This is a genomic window from Blautia liquoris, assembly GCF_015159595.1.
Lineage (GTDB): Bacteria > Bacillota > Clostridia > Lachnospirales > Lachnospiraceae > Novisyntrophococcus > Novisyntrophococcus liquoris.
Map to the genome: position 1 here is coordinate 2,191,056 of NZ_CP063304.1, position 16,452 is coordinate 2,207,507.

At 40.9% G+C, this 16,452-nt stretch carries 15 protein-coding genes; 5 read left to right on the forward strand and 10 right to left on the reverse strand.

Annotated features, from left to right (window positions below; translation table 11 throughout):
• Positions 1-15: 15 nt before the first annotated feature.
• From INP51_RS10060 to INP51_RS10085, 6 genes are read right to left on the reverse strand one after another with little or no spacing between them, the layout of a single operon-like run.
• On the reverse strand, positions 16-921 hold the full coding sequence (locus INP51_RS10060) for a phosphate acyltransferase (protein WP_193734722.1): 906 nt from the start codon (positions 919-921) through the stop codon (positions 16-18).
• A 10-nt stretch (positions 922-931) separates the two neighbouring features.
• Positions 932-1,477 (reverse strand): 2-oxoacid:acceptor oxidoreductase family protein, encoded by a 546-nt coding sequence (locus INP51_RS10065; protein ID WP_193734723.1) that lies wholly within the window; start codon positions 1,475-1,477, stop codon positions 932-934.
• The gene (locus tag INP51_RS10070; RefSeq protein ID WP_193734724.1) at positions 1,477-2,232 is read right to left on the reverse strand and encodes a thiamine pyrophosphate-dependent enzyme; all 756 of its coding nucleotides are present in this window, start codon (positions 2,230-2,232) and stop codon (positions 1,477-1,479) included. Before INP51_RS10070 ends, INP51_RS10065 begins: the two co-directional genes overlap by 1 nt.
• Positions 2,233-2,244: 12 nt before the next feature.
• Positions 2,245-3,321 carry a 3-methyl-2-oxobutanoate dehydrogenase subunit VorB gene (gene vorB, locus INP51_RS10075; RefSeq protein ID WP_193734725.1) on the reverse strand — a complete coding sequence of 359 codons (1,077 nt, stop codon included), beginning with the start codon at positions 3,319-3,321 and terminating at the stop codon, positions 2,245-2,247.
• Positions 3,314-3,544, reverse strand: a complete 231-nt coding sequence (locus INP51_RS10080; protein ID WP_193734726.1) for a 4Fe-4S dicluster domain-containing protein — start codon at positions 3,542-3,544, stop codon at positions 3,314-3,316. Before INP51_RS10080 ends, vorB begins: the two co-directional genes overlap by 8 nt.
• 41 nt (positions 3,545-3,585) lie before the next feature.
• On the reverse strand, positions 3,586-4,275 hold the full coding sequence (locus INP51_RS10085; protein ID WP_193734727.1) for a hypothetical protein: 690 nt from the start codon (positions 4,273-4,275) through the stop codon (positions 3,586-3,588).
• A gap of 282 nt (positions 4,276-4,557) precedes the next feature.
• Between INP51_RS10085 and INP51_RS10090 the strand changes: the two genes are divergently transcribed.
• Positions 4,558-5,451 (forward strand): LysR family transcriptional regulator, encoded by an 894-nt coding sequence (locus tag INP51_RS10090; RefSeq protein WP_193734728.1) that lies wholly within the window; start codon positions 4,558-4,560, stop codon positions 5,449-5,451.
• Between the two features lie 22 nt (positions 5,452-5,473).
• Here the strand turns inward: INP51_RS10090 and INP51_RS10095 are convergent, their stop codons facing one another.
• Positions 5,474-6,427 carry a N(5)-(carboxyethyl)ornithine synthase gene (locus INP51_RS10095; RefSeq protein ID WP_193734729.1) on the reverse strand — a complete coding sequence of 318 codons (954 nt, stop codon included), beginning with the start codon at positions 6,425-6,427 and terminating at the stop codon, positions 5,474-5,476.
• Between the two features lie 412 nt (positions 6,428-6,839).
• On the opposite strand from INP51_RS10095, the gene INP51_RS10100 reads away from it, so the two are divergent.
• From INP51_RS10100 to INP51_RS10115, 4 genes are all read left to right on the forward strand, one after another.
• A complete protein-coding gene (locus INP51_RS10100) occupies positions 6,840-7,193 on the forward strand; it encodes a PadR family transcriptional regulator (RefSeq protein WP_193734730.1) in 354 nt (117 codons plus the stop codon).
• Positions 7,194-7,201: 8 nt separating this feature from the next.
• Positions 7,202-7,588, forward strand: a complete 387-nt coding sequence (locus INP51_RS10105) for a DUF6120 family protein (protein ID WP_193734731.1) — start codon at positions 7,202-7,204, stop codon at positions 7,586-7,588.
• Positions 7,585-8,064 carry a hypothetical protein gene (locus INP51_RS10110; RefSeq protein WP_193734732.1) on the forward strand — a complete coding sequence of 160 codons (480 nt, stop codon included), beginning with the start codon at positions 7,585-7,587 and terminating at the stop codon, positions 8,062-8,064. The genes INP51_RS10105 and INP51_RS10110 overlap by 4 nt, the downstream gene beginning before the upstream one ends.
• 173 nt (positions 8,065-8,237) lie before the next feature.
• Entirely contained in the window at positions 8,238-9,635 is a 1,398-nt protein-coding gene (locus tag INP51_RS10115) for a hypothetical protein (RefSeq protein ID WP_193734733.1), read from the forward strand.
• A 194-nt stretch (positions 9,636-9,829) separates the two neighbouring features.
• Here the strand turns inward: INP51_RS10115 and INP51_RS10120 are convergent, their stop codons facing one another.
• From INP51_RS10120 to INP51_RS10130, 3 genes are read right to left on the reverse strand one after another with little or no spacing between them, the layout of a single operon-like run.
• The gene (locus INP51_RS10120) at positions 9,830-15,460 is read right to left on the reverse strand and encodes a Spy0128 family protein (RefSeq protein ID WP_193734734.1); all 5,631 of its coding nucleotides are present in this window, start codon (positions 15,458-15,460) and stop codon (positions 9,830-9,832) included.
• The gene (locus INP51_RS10125; protein ID WP_193734735.1) at positions 15,448-15,834 is read right to left on the reverse strand and encodes a hypothetical protein; all 387 of its coding nucleotides are present in this window, start codon (positions 15,832-15,834) and stop codon (positions 15,448-15,450) included. Before INP51_RS10125 ends, INP51_RS10120 begins: the two co-directional genes overlap by 13 nt.
• On the reverse strand, positions 15,815-16,201 hold the full coding sequence (locus INP51_RS10130) for a hypothetical protein (RefSeq protein WP_193734736.1): 387 nt from the start codon (positions 16,199-16,201) through the stop codon (positions 15,815-15,817). The genes INP51_RS10125 and INP51_RS10130 overlap by 20 nt, the downstream gene beginning before the upstream one ends.
• Positions 16,202-16,452: the final 251 nt, after the last annotated feature.

A 16,452-nucleotide genomic window follows, 5' to 3' on the forward strand; every position in this document is an offset into this window, starting at 1 on the left:
TCTCCTTATCTTGTTTTACTGTGTCGCCGCCGCGGAAACCGCAATGGAGAGAAACTTCTCATCAGCAGAGGAGCCTCTCGAAGTAAGTACAATCGGGCATTTGGCGCCGACAACAAATCCTGCCATCCTTGCCTTGCAGGTAACGGTAAGCATCTTACCCATAATATTGCCCGCATGGATATTCGGTGCGATCAGCACATCGACATCTCCTGCAATCTGACTCTCATAGTTTTTGAGATTTGCGATCTCTTTGTCCATAGCACAGTCATAGGAGATCGGTCCTTCGACAATACAATTCTTAATTTCACCGTCTTTGTTCATCTGTGCAAGCTGTGCAGCCTCGACGGTCTCGGGCATCTTCGGGTTTACCTTTTCCACGCAGGTTAAAACGCCAACCTTCGGACAGTCATATCCCATCGAACGCAGGGTATCGACGGTATTCTCAATGATCGCTTTCTTCTGATCCAGCGTCGGATAGGCAACCATTCCGCCGTCAACCGGTACAAGAATCTTCTTATATCCCGGAACTTCAAACATAGAAAAGTGAGACATCAATCCGCCTTTTTGAAGACCTGTCTCTTTGTTTACCACAGCCTTTAAGATCACCTTGGTATCCAGATACCCTTTCATCAAAAAGTCTGCCTTTCCCTCTCTCACCAGCGATACAGCGAGTTCTGCCGCTTCTTTATTATCAGCCGCGGCATAGATATCTTCCTCGGGAACCTCTTCGCCGAGCTTTTTCAATATGGCATGGATTTTCTCGATATCTCCGACAAGAATCGGTTTTGCGATTTTATCTCTTCTGGCATGAAGAGCCGCCTGCAAAGTGTGTTCTTCTCCTGCAGCCGCAATTGCCATTCTCTTCATGGTCGGATACCCTTTTACTCTGCTCACCAGTTCATCAAAATTATTATAAACCATCCGTCTCTCCTTATCTCTGCGATTTTCCTAATTCAAGACCTCTTTCAAAAGCCTTTTTATTAAGGGGAAGAAGTTTTGGTTTCCTGCTCATCTTCTTCTCAACTGCAGACCATACGATATCTGCATCGATAACATTGGTATAACCGATATATACTCCGAGCATGATGATGTTGAGTACCTTCGAATTGCCAAGTTCCAGTGATATATCTGTTACCGGAGCTTTTACAATCTTTACGTCATCACGGCCGACCTCATCGGATACAATGGAACTGTTGATAAAAAGAGTTCCGCCCGTCTTCAAAGTTCCGATAAATTTTTCAAGAGACGGTCCGTTCATGATGATCAGGTCATCCATCACATCACCAAGCGGAGCTCCGATCTCATCATCTGAGATCACAACGAAACAGTTCGCCGTACCGCCTCTTTGTTCAGCCCCATAAGAGGGAAAGAATGTAACATGTTTATCGGTAGAATCGCAGGTTGCCTGGGCAAGGATCTTACCCAAAGTCATAACGCCCTGTCCGCCGAATCCTGCCACGCATAAATTTGTCTCCATTACTTTGTCTCCTCCTTATCACGATCTCTGATAACACCCAGAGGAAATTCTTTTAACATCTTCTCATCTATATAATCCAGTGCCTGAATCGGATCCAGTCCCCAGTTTGTCGGGCAGCTGGTCACGATCTCAACCATTGAGAATCCCTTACCGTCAAGCTGATTCTGAAATGCCTTTTTGATGGCTTTTTTTGTTTTCATTACATTTGCAGGAGAGTTGCAGCTGGTACGTTCCAGATAATAAGGCGCTGTCAGCTGATTCAAAATCTCACACATATGCATCGGATATCCATGCTCTTTCGGATCACGCCCTTTCGGTGAGGTCGTTGACTTCATCCCGACCAGCGTAGTAGGAGCCATCTGACCACCTGTCATGCCATATATCCCATTGTTAATAAAGATGACAGTAATATTATCTCCTCTGTTAGCCGCAGACATAGATTCTGCCAGACCGATAGAGGCAAAATCTCCATCACCCTGATAGGTAAACACCAGACTGTCCGGGTTTGCCTTCTTCATACCATTTGCCACTGCACAGGCACGTCCGTGAGGAGCTGTAGTATTATCATAGGCCATATAGTCCATCTGAAGACCACAACACCCGATGCCAAGTACACATGCTGCGCGGTCGACCACATTCATCTCATCAAGCACTTCACCGATCAGTTTCATCACGGTGCCGTGCATGCACCCAGGGCAAAAGCCTGAAACTTTGTCTTCCTGAATTGTTTTTGTTCTTGCATAAATCTGTTTCATCTTTTCCTCCTGTTACGCCAAGATTTTCTTTACAGCGTCTATCACGGCTTCGCGGCTCATGATATTACCGCCTGAGCAAAGACACGTCTCAATTGGACATCGATCCTTAACACCGGCCTCAACATCTGTTACAAACTGTGCAGGAATCGACATCTCAACATCCAGAACAGCCTTTATGTTCTTATAATCGATATGTTCAAAAGCCTGATAAGGGAATGGATGAACTGTAATCGGACGAAGCAGTCCGACTTTGATTCCCTCTTTACGCAGAACATCTACCGCCGATTTGGCGATACGAGCGGAAATACCATAAGCTGTAATGACAATTTCGGCGTCTTTTAACATATACTCTTCTGCTTTTGCGTCTTTTTCCCAACTCTTGTAAAGTTTCGCAGCATCTTCGTTCGCTTCCTGCATATCCGTCGTCTTCCAGTGACCCGGCTGAATCCAGGAACGATTCTCATAATCCAGAGGATGTCCGATACAAGCCCAGTCTTTCTTAGACTCTTTGATCGCGGCGATCTCTTCGTCTGATTTCATATCAGGCAGAACCACAGGCTCCATCATTGTCCCGATCACACCGTCTGCCAGTATCAGCACCGGATTTCTGTCCTGATCCGCATAGTCAAAGGCAGCGTAGGTCATATCTACCGCTTCCTGTACTGTGGAAGGAGCAAATACACGCATCTCGAATCCGCCATTTCCGGAAGCCTTTGTTGCCTGATAATAATCCATCTGAGCAGGCTGAATGGATCCGACACCCGGACCCCCTCTTGATATATTCGCATAGACCATAGGTATTCTGGCTGATGCACAGTAGGAGATTCCCTCACTCTTAAGGGCAATTCCCGGACTTGAAGAAGATGTCATCGCTCTGACACCTGCACTCGCCGCGCCATATACCATATTCACGGAGGCTACTTCCGACTCTCCTTGTACAAAATTACCTCCAACTTCCGGCAGTCTTCTCGCAAAATATTCCGGAATTTCATTCTGAGGTGTGATCGGATAGCCGGCAAAGAAACGACATCCGGCTCTCACAGCTGCTTCTGCAATTGCCTCACAGCCCTTCATAAACACTCTAGACATTCTTTTTGGCCCCCTGTTCTTCTTTATAAATTTCTAATGCACCTTCCGGACACATTCTTCCGCAGATGCAGCATCCGATACAGTTCTGTATATTCTTTGGAGTTACATATTCATACCCCTTAGAATTCACTTTTGTTCCGATCTCCAGAACATTTTTAGGACAGAATTTCACGCAATAGCCGCAGCTTTTACAGCGTTCTGATACTACTTTTACTTCAGGCATATCTTTTATTATCCTCCTTCACAGATAGATTTTTTCCTGTGCTAGTCCCAGGGATAGGTAAGATATAGATGAAGAGGCATGACAGGAAGATCAAGTCTTTGTCTTGCTTCCTCATACAGTGCTTCCCTTACACAGACAAAATCCAGTTTCTTATAAGGTGATATCAGTTGATTTAACTTCGTATTACCTTTCACTATTTCATCAATATCCGTCTGAAACCCCATGTTCGGATTGCTGATCATGTGGATTTTCTTGATATCAATATGAGAGACGCCAAGGACTTCACCTAAGACCAGATCAATATGATCCAGGTCATAGGACCACGGGCGATACGGGTTGATCACATAATAGATCAGCGTATCCTGCCGGTTGATCATCGGTGCATAACCACCGATTGATCTGGCACCAATATAATCCCCTCCCACATCCAGAACCGTGTAAATCGACGTATCATTCAACTGCTGATTAACACCGCCTGTAAGAACAGGTGCATCCATAAACTGCTCCTCAAAGTGGACGTGAAGCCCAAAGCTTTTCAGTTCTTTGGTCAAATCTCTAGATCGAAATAAAGGCTTCGTCATATCCAGATCGAAGAAATGAACCTCTTTCTCATTCAAATCGGCAATCCGCCTTGCAAAGTTTACTGCAATCTCACTTTTTCCGCATCCGGCTTCACCTATAAATAAGAAATTGTTGTAACCCTTACAACTCTCCAGTATTTCATTGTCCATAGAACCTCTCCCTTCCAACGAAAGACTTTCATATCTAACTTTCATTTCTCTTATATCATAACTTGATCTTTCATCAAATTCAAATATCCGTTTTTCATTCAGTCATAAGTTAAAGTTATTTGTTTGTTATATTTCACAAGTTTTGTGTTCACAATTTGTACAGGTTACCTAATAGCAAATATCTCGCTTTTCAAAATCTCATTTTTGATTTATAATAACAATTAATTATTAATGGAGTCTATGACTGCCGATTACAGTCATTAGTAAAATATGGAGGTTCATATGAATTTACGTCAATTAGAATATTTTGTATCTGTCGCAGAGACCTTGAGTTTTACCAGAACAGCCGAGAAGTTTTATATCTCGCAGACGGCCGTGACACAACAGATTAAGACACTTGAGAATAATATTGGCGTCAAGCTTTTAAGACGCACGAAACGACATGTTGAACTCACACCTGCCGGAAATGTTTTTCTGTCGGAAGCAAAGGCAATCTTAAATCGCACACAAGATGCAATCAAGAAGGCCCAGAAAGCAGCCACCGGATTTACCGGGAATCTGAATCTGGGAATCGTGGAAGGATATGACAATCCCGATCTGCCTGAAATACTCCGCTCTTTTAAATCGGGCTATCCGAATGTATCACTTTCAATAGTTGAAGCTGATACTTCCACCTTATATACGAGACTTCTCGACAACACGCTCGATGTCGTCTTGAACGTTCTCTTTGCCTACAGCAACCTGGAAGAAAAGGAAATTCTATATAAAGAAATTAATAAGTACAATCTGATTGTTCTGCTGCCCACCTCGCACCCGCTGGCATACCGCAGTGTTTTGAAACTGTCAGATCTTAAAAATGACTCTTTCATTCTTACGGCAATGGGTGACCCGGAGGACAGTTTTGGACAATATGAAAGTACGATGGCACACTTTATCCGATCAGGATTCACACCAAATATCGTACAGCAGACTTCAAAATTTGACACCACTGCGCTCATGGTCGCGGCGAATATGGGAGTTGCCATTGTTCCTTCCTATGCCTTATCTTCAAGCAGAAACACCAGAAGTCTTGTGAAAATTCCTCTCGATGAAGATACCGAAAAGTTTGAGATTGTGGCTGCAAGATACAAGGAAAATCAAAACCCGACAATAGAAAAGTTCTTGTCTTATATTTGAAACGCAGTTATCGGAAAACAAATCAGCGGTTTTGAAACTTCACGATCTCCGGATCGATAATCTTTCCCTCTCTGACAACCTGGGCATCCTGAAGTACCTTATCTTCTTTGCCTTCTATGAGCTGATCCAGATATGGATACAGTATCTCACTGTTACAGTAAGTAAATGTCTTATAGAAAATGGCCGGAGTATGGTCCACGACATAGTGAAGAATGCCTTCAACCATATAGGTTGGATCATCAATCGTGGTGGGAACGCTGGTTTCCACTGCGCCGTTCTTATCGCAACTCACATCGATGATCATAGACCCTCGTTTCATCTCAGACAGATCACTTTTATAGATGATATGCTCTTTACGGGTGATATCCCACAGAACACAGATCACCACCACATCATACTTCGACAGCTCTTCTTTAAAGAGTTCGACCGTATTTCGATTATACTGCGTTACAGATGCCCCAAGTTTATTTAATATCTTTATCGCCCCGCGGGCAGTATTGCCACGTCCCAACACTGCTGCTTTCACCTCATAAGGCATCTTTCCATAACATTGAAATGCATGCAGCACAGCCGCCTCACCTGCGAGTTCATTGTTCTTCCAGAAGACGTGTCTGCCGCGGTCATACATCTTCTCCCAAGCATACGCTGTAATCTTTCCCTGAACTAATTGATCGGTCAGTTCTTTATTCTGTGTTGCATGAACCCACCCAAATATTATCTGGTTTTGCAGTCTGCCAATATATTCGGCATCTCCTATTTTTGGCGCACATATGATATCCTGATCCAATGTCTCTTCTCTGCTTATCATATGGCATCCACAGGCCCGATACTCTTCATCACTGATTCCCAGAACTTCCCCATATCCTTTTTCAAAACACAATTTATCTGCATTTTTCATGCGCATGATGTGTCGGGGAAGAACCGTCCTCCTTTTTTCATTTTCTTTGTGACAGATTGGAAATCCAACCGTTTTCATAAAATCCTCTCCTCTCTTTTTTGCAGAACATATGGAATTAAAAAAACGTATACATGAATCAGAAGTTCTGTTCGACAAAAAATTAAGAACTTCTAACAAATTAATTATATGATTTATACATTATTGATTTCATATCAGATATTTTTGATCAACAAATATCCCAGATCTATACGCGTAATAGAAATGTTTTATAACACTAATAACCATAACACTTATTTTGATCCATTGCAAGTGCCCTCCCAGGGGTTCACTATGTTTTTCGGACAAACTTCTTTTTGTGACTTGTTGTTCATGTCAACCCCCCAATATTTTTTATTATTCATGTCGCAAATACAAGATTTTTCATAAAAATCAAAATTTATTGTTGAATTATTTTAGAAATTATGTATAATAAGTAAAGTGAGGTGATCAAATGGGAAAATATTGCGAAAAGCTAAAAAGAGGCAGCATAGAATTACTATTGCTGAAATTATTATCAGAAAGCGATTTATACGGTTATCAAATTGTTCAGCTTTTTAACGACCTGACGAATGAGACTATTACTCTTACCATCGGGAATATGTATCCGACTTTATATAAACTTGAAGAAAAAGAGTTTGTAAAAAGCTATCGAAAGTTAACCGGAAAAAGGATGGAGAGGGTTTACTACCATCTCACAGACCTTGGCAAGAAAGAACTAAAGGAAATGATTCATGATTATAACTCCGTTATTGACGCAACAAATAATATTCTTAACTATAAAAGCATAATATCCGAAGCAGAATAAGGAAATAGATGGGTAAAAATGAATCATTATATTATAAGAAACTGCGCTGTCTGTTTCCTAATATAGGATTTAGTGAGGGCAGATTCTTAAGAGATATAAAATTACAGCTTAATGAGTACTCTATGACACATCCCAATGCGTCATATGAAGAAATATGTTCCTTTTATGGTGAACCAAAAGATGTTCTGATGGATTTTATCTCATCCAGAGAGGGAGAAAAGTTATACGAGGAAGCAAAAAGACATAAGCAAAGGGTAATGTTTCTACATGTATTTTTACTGCTGGTGGCGGTTATGTTTATCAGTATGGGCATTTACTGGTATAAATCTTATCAGACATTCAATGAGGCCGTACCATCCACGCAGGAAATCATCGTCAAGGAGGAAAACAAATGAAAAAGAAAATCAAGAGCATATTGACTATGGTCCTGGCACTTTGTCTAACGCTTGGATTGACTCCAGGTGTCATGACGCAGGCATCCGATCTTACGGAAACATCAATAACAAAAGAATATCTGCCGTACGGAAGCTATTTTGAAACGGAGATCATACAGACCTCAACACTTTTAAGATCTTCTACAAAATCAGCCAGCAAGACCACAACTTATAAGAATGATAAGGGAGAGTCCCTGTGGTATGCCAAGGTGAGTGCAAACTTTACATATACCGGAAGCACTTCTTCCTGCACCAGTGCAACAGCATCTGCCGGAAGTTACAACAGCGTCTGGAAAATAATCAGTAAATCAGCCAGCAAGAGCGGGCACACCGGAACTGCAAAAGTCTCCGCAAAGTGCTACTTAGGTTTTCTTCCGGTTGGGACCATCAACCAGACGGTCAACATCTCATGTGACAAAAACGGGAACATCTCCTGATTCCTGAAAAGACATCAGAGCATCAAAAAGAGAGCATAGATGCTCTCTTTTTTCCTGCTTTGCCAATTTTTTATCATCTTTTTTTATTTTATGTCAAGTATTTTTGTAAAATTGATGTATAATAGGAATTAATACTTTTAAAATGAGTATCAATGATAGGAGATATTTGAGTAATGAAGATAAGTATACTATTAGAGGAGTTAATCAAGATTTCAAAGGTTTCTAAAACCGACTATGCTCTTGCTCTTCACATGACTCCGAGCGGCCTGAGCAAAATTCTCTCCGGAACCAGGTTTCCGCTTTGGAAAGAAAGGAAACTGTTCATCAGACAATCTGCAGTTTATTTTGCAGATGCTACCTATTCATATAACTGTTATCATAAATTCCAGACATTGTTTCCAATCGTTTATGATTTCAACTCCAAAAATGAGTTGGAATTATTCCTGACTTACGCAATTGGCTATGCACTGGAATATGATTATACGCAGGCGAATCATGAAAGCATCGAATACCCGGATTATGAGATTAGTTATATGGGTAATCAGCAGATTCTTAATATGTTCTGTGTAATCTTGTCAGACTATATTTTCTTTAGGAACGGAAAGCCTTGTGAAGCTTTTCTTGCTCCTCCCGTCATGGAGAAATCTTATTCAGAAATCTTCTCCCGTATTGTTTACAACCCTTCTGAAAAAAGGAAGCGATCTAAATACCATTTATTTTTTAACATGGATCATTTTAAAAACGCAGATGATCTGACAAGGATTGATTATCTGGAACAATTAATCAAGGCTCACCGCCGCTTTGATCAAATTATTCATCCCACAGATGGAAGAATCGGCCCATTTTTTCTTTTGATCAGGGGAAAATATCTCTTATATTTCACAACTTTGATTGATGGAATTCCACTGATGACGGTAATACGTCAGAGAAACTACCAGACCATCTTCTACAATTCTCTCATGAAGAGAAACTACGAGCCAATCAGTTATAACGCCAAAGAATTATTGGATATACTGGAACAGAAACCAGACATGCGAAATTCACTGAATGCACTGAACGTTGACTGCGTCTATAACTTTATCTCGATTGGTTATCTGCTTACCAGAAAGGAACTGGATCAGCTGGACGCAAGCGATGATCTGAAAGATTGTATCTATCAATACTTTCAGAAAATTCTAAACTCTGACACAACTTTTGTGGTAACCATTAACGCAATGACCAATTTCTTTGCAACCGGTAAGGCGCTTGTCCCACTTTTGGGCTATGTGGAGATTCCTCTGGAAGAACGTACAGCATATCTCAGACGGCTGGATAGTCATCCCTCATCGAATACCTCCGGCAAAATATATATCTTAGACCAGAACATGCCAAATGCTTCTATCATCTGTTCCGGAGATTTAACTATTATTTACCTGATTGATGAAGATGGAAACCCGGAGAAAATACATATTTTTCAAACCGAATACATGAATCCATCGATAGAAAGGATACTCCTGCACGAAAGTGCCCGGCTGCTGGACTTCACACCAGATCTCTGGGACAGCTATCTGAAGAAGATGTCGCCGGTGTAACAAGATTATCTAAATATTTAACAGGAATTCTTAGCTTGAATTATAAACAATGATCAGAAGGTCGGCTAATCATGAATTGATTAACCGACCTTCCTCTTTGCACGTGCGGTCTGGAAAGTCAGTCGAATGACTTTCTAAACCGTACATTATTGCTCATTCCATTTGAAATATAAATTCATTAGGAGAACTTTTAGTTATTTACTTCTTTTCCTCTTGATTCTGAGTGCCCCTGTTATTGCAACAGCACTGACTAACAAAACCACACCATACATCAGCGGTTCATTGGAATCACCAGTTTTCGGTGATTTTGTTTTCGAAGATTTACCCGTTCCTGTCTCTCCTGACTCACCCGGTTTACTGGGTTTTCCTGGTTTTCCTGGTTTCCCTGGTTTTCCTGGTTTCCCTGGTTTTCCTGGTTTCCCTGGTTTCCCTGGTTTTTCAGGTTTGTAATTATTGGTAAAGGTTTGATCTCCTTCGTATACTGAGGATGCCACAAACTGTCCATCTTGATCCTCTACAGTTACTTTTACTTTTATCGCATGACTGTCATAGTCAACATGAGCCAACTTACCAATTACTTCAGTAATTGTATATTCATAAATTCCCTTTTCACTATATGCAATCGGATCGAAGTAAATCTTTCCCTGAGCATCATTTTGTTTCGTCTGAAGTACCTTTCCTGCTTTATCTTTCAGTACAAAGCTAAACTCTCCTGCTTTTAATTTTTTTCCTTTCAAAATCTTTTTCGCTTCTAAAACAATATTTCCATCTGCAGGTTTATAAGTATTGGTGAAGGTCTGATCTTCCTCATATACCGGTGTCGCCACAAGCTGTGCTTCTTTGTCCTCCACCGTTACTGTAACATGGATAACATGGCTGTCGTAGGTAACTCCTGCCTGTTCACCACTTAGCTCAGCGATTGTGTATTGATAAGTTCCGCCTTCTGTGTAGTCAATGGGATCAAAGAATACCTTACCCTGGGCATCGTTCTGTTTCGTCTGAAGAATCTGTCCCTCTTCATCTTTCAGTATAAAGCTGAAATTTCCGGCTTCCAAGTTCTTTCCTTCCAGTACTTTCTGTGCCTCCAGTACAATATTTCCATCTGCAGGTTTATAAGTATTGGTGAAGGTCTGATCTCCCTCATATACCGGTGTCGCCACAAGCTGTGCTTCTTTGTCTTCCACTTTTACCGTGACATGGATAACATGGCTGTCATAGCTGATTCCGGCAAGATTTCCTTTTACTTCCTCAATGGTATAGTTGTAGGTTCCTGCTTTTTTGTAGTCAATGGGATCAAAGAATACCTTACCCTGGGCATCGTTCTGTTTTGTCTGAAGGACTTTTCCGTCTTCATCTTTCAGTTCGAAGCTAAAGTTATCGGCTTCCAAGTTCTTTCCTTCCAGTACTTTCTGTGCCTCCAGTACAATATTTCCATCTGCAGGTTTATAAGAATTGGTGAAGGTCTGATCTTCCTCATATAGCGGTGTCGCCACAAGCTGTGCTTCTTTGTCTTCCACTTTTACCGTGACATGGATAACATGGCTGTCATAGGTAACTCCTGCCTGTTCACCACTTAGCTCAGCGATTGTGTATTGATAAGTTCCGACTTCTGTGTAGTCAATGGGATCAAAGAATACCTTACCCTGGGCATCGTTCTGTTTTGTCTGAAGAACTTTTCCGTCTTCATCTTTCAGTTCGAAGCTAAAGTTATCGGCTTTCAGTTCTTTCCCTTCCAGTACTTTTTGTGCTTTCAATACAACACTTCCGGCTGCCGGTTGATAAGTATTCGTGAAAGTCTGATCTCCCTTATATACCGGTGTCGCCACAAGCTGTGCTTCTTTGTCCTCCACAGTTACTATCACATCTATCACATGACTGTCATAGCTGACTCCTGCAAGATTTCCCTTTGTCTCTTCGATTGTATACTGATATGTTCCGGTTTCCTTGTACTCTATGGGGTCAAAGTACACCTTACCCTGGGCATCATTCTGTTTTGTCTGAAGGACTTTTCCATCCTTATCTTTCAATTCAAAACTAAAATCTCCACCTTTTAGATCTTTTCCTTTCAGAACTTTCTGTGCTTCCAATACAACACTTCCGGGTGCTGCCTGATACATATTAATAAATGTCTGACTGCCTTCATACACTGGTTCTGCTACAAGTTTTGCATCTTTATCTTCCACAGTGACAGTAACATTTATCACATGACTGTCATAGCTAACTCCCGCAAGATCCCCTTTTACTTCTTGAATCGTATACTTGTAGGTTCCGACTTCTGTGTACTCAATCGAGTCAAAGAACACCTTACCTTGTGCATCGTTTTGTTTTGTCTGGAGGAGTTTTCCGTCTTCATCTTTCAGTTCAAAACTGAATTCTCCGACTTGCAGGTCTTTTCCATTCAAAACCTTCTGTGCTTCTAATGTAACACTTCCGGGTGCTGCCTGATACGTATTCGTGAATGTCTGGCTGCCTCCATCATATACCTGAGTAGCCGTAAGTTTTCCATCTTTATCTTCAACATTAACCGTTATACTGATTACACTCTTATCATAGTTAATTCCGACTTCGTCTCCTGCTACTTCCTGAATGGTATAATGATACTCTCCTGGCTCATCATATGTTATTTCGTCAAATACAATATTTCCATCGAGATCATTCTTCTTTGTCTGGATCGTCTTTCCATCAGTGTCTTTCAGTTCAAATTTGAAAGAAGCATCTTCCAGATTTTTTCCTTCCAGAATTTTGTTTGCTTTCAATATCACAGATGTAGGAGCATACTCACCCTCTTTATAATTTTCAATAGCAATAAGGTTTGCATCATCTCCAGTTTTTCCATCAATGGATACTGTGGTCGCATCTTCTGTTTTCACCACCTCAAGTGTGTGATCGCTTGTGTCCAAATTATATCCGTCCGGAACTGCAGTTTCTCTAAGAATAAGGTTTCCGGCAGGTAAACCTCTGAGTTTCAATTTTCCGTCTGTTCCTGTAGTTCCTTTTCTGATGACAGTTGTTCCATCTGCCGCAAAGATTGTGAATTCAACGCCTGCAAGAGGGGCTTTTGTAGTTCCGTCAATCTTTGTGATTTCAATCCAACCACTCTTTCGCATGGTGGCACTACCATCTTGATCGCTGATCTGATAGGAACTATTGGTATTCTCACTTTCTTCATCGCCGCCGTAAAGTTTCACTTGGTTCGTCACTTTTCCTGGCTCACCTGTTACCTCCGTCAGATAACTGAAACGATATGCTTTGCTATGATCCGGAATATTGAATGTGAGTACTCTCGTTTCATTATCATAAGAAACATTCTCTCCAATAACAGGTGATATCTCTTCGCCTTCTGTATAACTGCCATCTGCGTTAAGACTTAATTCCGTAATCCTAATATTTCCATCCAGGAGCAGATTTCCATTCGCATCGGTACGCAAATCAAGTCCAGCCGGTAATGTGTCTTCGATTTTCGTGAATTTGTTATCGAGTTCGTAAGGTTTGTAATCTACAGTCCAGTTCACAACACCAGCTTCGACCAATGCTGCCTCTTTTGATAGCAAGGAGCTATTAACCGTAACATTACGTTTCGATTCGATTCCTGTCTCCCAATTCTCGGAATTCATCTTTATCGTGTTTGTCACCGTATTGCTGCTGTTCTTTCCAAAATATTTTTCTAATGTTTCAGCATTTGGTTTTGCCTTGATCAAAATCACATAAGGTTTATCCAATGTTTTAAACGTGAAAGAAATGCTGCTTTTTGTCTTTGTATGCGTTAATCCCTCTACTGTAACTGGTGTTGTATCTTTGGCCGTCACACTTTGTCCGGCATCATTTGTATTTCCTTCAAATATCAAGTAATCTTGTCCGGAAGTAATCTCCGACAATTCCCAACCATCCGGCAGTGTATCTGTAAGGGTCACAGCTCCCAGTGATTGTCCATTTGCATCTGTCAGATTTAAGCCGTCTGCATTTACACTGATACGGAATATTGCCGATTTATCCTGATAATCAAAGCCATCATTATTCCAATCGTCCATGATGTCGTTCACTCCAGAAGCCGGATCATCTGTATGACCACGTTTCAGTAATTCCTTTTTCAGCATAAGACTCGGATAAGAAACTTTTGCATCGGCCTTATTTAAGTTTGTATTTTTGCTATAAAGGAAAGCGGTATTCTTAACATCCTTCCATGTATTTGATACAAAAATATCTGGATTTGTGACAATAGATTCAAAATTGAAAGTAACTTTCTCGGTAGTAAATCCGGTAACGACCAGTAGATCACCTACCCGTTCTCCGCCCTTTATAACAGGAAGTATCTTTGACTTAAGTCCCTCTCCTGAGAACGAATCATCTTTATACTTCTGATCGAACTGAGGCGTCAAACCTTTGATGACATCAGCACTAATACCATCCACAGACAGATCCGTTACTTTAGAACTGCCTTCCTTTCCATATAACAACAGATCATAGACAGTTGCGTCTGGTATGGTCTGACCTCTCGGATCAACATTAACCGTCCATTGAATCGTCTGGTTATCCTTGTCGGAAATCTTACCGCTTTTACTAATTGCATTGTATCCAATTCCTACATTGACATTACCAGTTCCAATCTCTCCATGGTCTTCCCATTCAATAGACGCTTTATTCTTATAGTTTGTCACACCTGTCGTGTAATCTTCATCTGGGACTTCTGACACAATCGTCAAAAGAACTTTCGTATTCAATATCCGATCATCCCCAGATGTTGTGTTTCCAATTTTATATACACCATTCTCATCTGGTTTAATATCTGTTCCCTCATCCCAGCCGCTTCCGTTCCAATACTGTACAGTTGCCTGTTTCAATGTCAAACCTTTCGGCAAGACATCTGTCAGTGTTGGGTTTTTTAGAGTAGCCTCCATATCATTGGCTGTGATCGTCCACGTGATTGTGCGGTCTTTTGGATTATAAACTCCGCTACTGCCGTCCTGGTCGCTCTTTCCTTTTTTTTCAATCCACTTTGGTTTGAAGGAAATAGAACCACTGCCTTCTGTTATGTAGTTGTCTTCATCATAAAGTTCCGCTTTATTCCGGATCGACTGTGATCCACTTGCATAATACTTCTCATCCGGTATAGCTGTTTTGAATTTGACAATCTGTTCTCCGACTGAGCTATCCGGAAATGTATAGCTTAAAAGTCCATCTGTAATTGTCGGATCATCGGTCTTGTTCTCATTTATAATAAATGATCCTGGTACATATTCACCGACGTCTTTCAGATTGTCTCTCAGTTCATATCCGGCAAGATCGACAAAATTCTCTCCCTGTTTTCCAGAAACCTTTACTGTCCATTCCACCGTCTGATCTGCAAGGTTCACCTTACCAGATTTACTCATGGAATATTCCGTTTCGACTACCGGCTTCTCGAGATTGAATTCGCGGTCGAAAATTTCAATAATCTTGTCACCAGAACCTGAAGATCCGCCTTCTTCTTTCAATTCAAATGTAGCTTTAAAAGAAGCACTTACTCCTGCTTCTTCTCCATTAAAAGCGTCATCGTCCCCATCAAAGTCAACTCGTGCCGTCACGACTCCATCCACATCTATAAAAGTTACATGTCCGGCAACAACCCCATCTGCTGTCTTCAGAACAATTGCTTCGGAAGAATTTGGAGTTTTAATCGAATCACTTAATGCAATGAATGCATGGTCGCCTTTGTTAATGTATGTCCCTTCGGTTCCTCCATCTCCCAAAACAGGAATTCCAAAAGAGGCAGAAAGTTCTATCGGCTGATCATCAAGGATAACTCCGCCTTCCCCTATCTCACTTCCATTTTGTTTTATCGATGGCAATATAGAACTAAGAAGACCTGTGACATCTTTCCCCTCTGCCTGCGCATTCTGCTCTGCTGCCTGTTTTTATCAGAGACTAGGGCATTTTCACTGGCAAACTGATTGTCTTGCCTTTCATTTGATTTGGATCCCTGATTTGCAGTTTCTTTTTGACTTTCATCGGTTTTCTCTTCTGGTATATTGACAGTGTAGTTGTTACTAAGAATGAATACACTATGATCTCCAGAGGTTCCATTCTCTCCATCTGAATTATATATCAGGTTTGTCTGGAATTGTGCAGATATACCATCATTTGTTTTTTCTAATGCTGCATCATCCCACTTAAAAGTCACATTTGCACGAATCTGTTTAGAACTATCCTCTTGGATAAACAAAACACTTCCAAGTTTCTTTCCATTTTTTTGTCAAAAGATCTGTACTCTTTTGTCCGGCAAGGTTAAAACCTTTAGACAGGATAAAAGACGCGGTATCGCCACTCTTTACCTGTGTAGCTGAGGATGCTTCACTACTTGCTGCAGGTATATTGAATGACACTACCGCTGATACTTTGTCTTTGCCGGATATAGATGCTTTATCGGCAATCTCTGTTCCATTTTGGCTGACAACAGCTTTGACATTCGTAAGTACAGATGTTTTGTCTGTTATCGTATCTTCAGCAGAGGCAATACTCACAGGCATGCTGCTGAAAATCATCAAAACCGTCATTACCCAACTAAATAATGAATGAATTTTTCTTTTCATTTCTAGTTCTCCCTTCTCAAATTTTATTTCTTGTAAATGGCAAAGTCCTCCATTTGAGTAAATACTATACTAAATCAAGTAAATTTGCTTGAATTTTAGAATAAGTAACTGTTACTATTTTTACTTTTCCGGTAACTAATAATATTCAATTTTCTTTTTTTGGAAAATTAGAAATGTTTCTACATTTAATGTTTTTGACAAAACAAAAAAGCCTGCAATATCAAGTTAATGACATTCAGACTCTTTTCTCC

Bases quoted from the DNA above. Each gene is read 5' to 3' on its own strand.
- INP51_RS10130 (WP_193734736.1), bottom strand. From the start codon at position 16,201: ATGAAAAGAAAAATTCATTCATTATTTAGTTGGGTAATGACGGTTTTG.
- INP51_RS10070 (WP_193734724.1), bottom strand. From the start codon at position 2,232: ATGAAACAGATTTATGCAAGAACAAAAACAATTCAGGAAGACAAAGTT.
- INP51_RS10060 (WP_193734722.1), bottom strand. From the start codon at position 921: ATGGTTTATAATAATTTTGATGAACTGGTGAGCAGAGTAAAAGGGTAT.
- INP51_RS10095 (WP_193734729.1), bottom strand. From the start codon at position 6,427: ATGAAAACGGTTGGATTTCCAATCTGTCACAAAGAAAATGAAAAAAGG.
- INP51_RS10090 (WP_193734728.1), top strand. From the start codon at position 4,558: ATGAATTTACGTCAATTAGAATATTTTGTATCTGTCGCAGAGACCTTG.
- INP51_RS10080 (WP_193734726.1), bottom strand. From the start codon at position 3,544: ATGCCTGAAGTAAAAGTAGTATCAGAACGCTGTAAAAGCTGCGGCTAT.
- vorB (WP_193734725.1), bottom strand. From the start codon at position 3,321: ATGTCTAGAGTGTTTATGAAGGGCTGTGAGGCAATTGCAGAAGCAGCT.
- INP51_RS10115 (WP_193734733.1), top strand. From the start codon at position 8,238: ATGAAGATAAGTATACTATTAGAGGAGTTAATCAAGATTTCAAAGGTT.
- INP51_RS10110 (WP_193734732.1), top strand. From the start codon at position 7,585: ATGAAAAAGAAAATCAAGAGCATATTGACTATGGTCCTGGCACTTTGT.
- INP51_RS10085 (WP_193734727.1), bottom strand. From the start codon at position 4,275: ATGGACAATGAAATACTGGAGAGTTGTAAGGGTTACAACAATTTCTTA.
- INP51_RS10100 (WP_193734730.1), top strand. From the start codon at position 6,840: ATGGGAAAATATTGCGAAAAGCTAAAAAGAGGCAGCATAGAATTACTA.
- INP51_RS10065 (WP_193734723.1), bottom strand. From the start codon at position 1,477: ATGGAGACAAATTTATGCGTGGCAGGATTCGGCGGACAGGGCGTTATG.
- INP51_RS10105 (WP_193734731.1), top strand. From the start codon at position 7,202: ATGGGTAAAAATGAATCATTATATTATAAGAAACTGCGCTGTCTGTTT.